Below are 1,467 nucleotides of genomic sequence, written 5' to 3'. Positions count from 1 at the left end.
ACTGGTGTCTTACCGTATTGACCAGCCAGTAAGCCAATATCCCCAGATGGAGATGTGCCATGGTGGCATCGTCATTTTTGTGGTAGATTGGCCTTAGGTCAAGATCTGTCTTCAGGGTACGGAAGGCATTTTCTATTTCTCTGATGGTATTATAGATGTTCCAGACCACGTGCTCCTCCTTTACATTCAGGTTGGTCCGTAAAAAATAAACACCAAGGCTTTCATTTTTTTCCCGATGCCTTTCCGTGTCCTTTTTCCAAGTGATTTCTGTGGCAATTCCTGTTTTTGCATCACTGCTTACAGTAATCTCATAGTAACGCTGGACCGAGGGATACTTCTCTTTGGCCCTGCCTATACGCTGGTGGACTTTATCCGCTTTCTTGGTTCCTCCCTTGCTGTGCAGTGCGTTGTGGATCTTTTGGAGTTCCTGCTCAAACCTGTTTTCAAACTGGAGCTTCATCCCTTCCTCTTTCTTCTCTTTGGATGGGCTTTTGACCTCCAGATAATAATCCGTGTTTTTCTCTGTGGTGACCGATCTCAGCCTGATGGTCTGCTTTGATTTTGTGTCCAACAAGGTGGTAAGTCTGCTGGGAACATAACTGTAATCTTTCAGCCGGGTACGGCTTACACAGAGATACCTGTATCCTTTGTTTTGAATGAGATTGAGGTTTTCTTCTGTGGCTATACCGGCATCAAGTACCACCACGGCCGGACCGGGGCAGGTATGGGAGGCGAGTTTATCGATCATGGCCGAAAGGGTATTGCTGTCTGCCATGTTCCCTTCTAGGATGGAGGAATACTTTATAAAGCCTTCAACATTCACCACCAGGGCGAGCACAACGAGCTTTGCGTCACTTCTCTTTTCCTTGCTCCTGCCGAACTTTGCCAACTGGCTGTTCCGCTTTTCCCCCTCGAAATAGGTATTTGTCAGGTCGTAAAGAATGATTTTGTCTTCCAGATCGAACAACTCATTGGTACGCCGGGACAGGTGACTTTCGATTGCATCCTTGGCCTTATAGAGGTCCAGGGCACTTTTATAAAGTCTGTCTTTGGTCACTTTGTCCATGTCGTATCCGGTAAGTTCGCACACTGCGGAGTTTTCCTTTATCCAGCGCACGGTTTTCAGTTCGGAGGCAGGGTATACTGCCCTGCTTACAACCTGTGTGGCAGCAAGCATGGCCTGTTCGGGACTGAAGCCCACTGATAGCAGCAAGGGAGTGAGATTCAGCTTTTCCCATGTCTGATAGGCTATGTTCTCCGCTCCGATCTCCCGGGCATTGCTGTGCTGGAGCGTGTCCATGTCAACCATGCGTGAAAGCTTCTCCGGTGACTTGATGTCAAGTTTTTGGGATGACAGGATACGCTGCCAAAAATCATCAACATATTGTTTGACGACAATATCATCCTCCTGATCAAAAAGAGAGGTTTTTTGTTCATATTTATCGCTAAGGTGCTTCTGGATTTTGT

1 protein-coding gene is annotated in these 1,467 nt (G+C 47.1%); it reads right to left on the bottom strand.

Features of this window, described 5'->3' with window-relative positions; all coding sequences use genetic code 11:
• On the bottom strand, window positions 1-1,467 hold a 1,467-nt coding region (locus MM239_RS20730), incomplete at both ends, for an IS1634 family transposase (protein WP_241350238.1).

The sequence above is a fragment of the Belliella filtrata genome (genome assembly GCF_022549775.1).
GTDB classification, from domain to species: Bacteria; Bacteroidota; Bacteroidia; order Cytophagales; family Cyclobacteriaceae; genus Belliella; species Belliella filtrata.
Note: the sequence above shows the minus strand (reverse complement) of the source record. Positions and strands in the feature narration are given on the sequence as shown.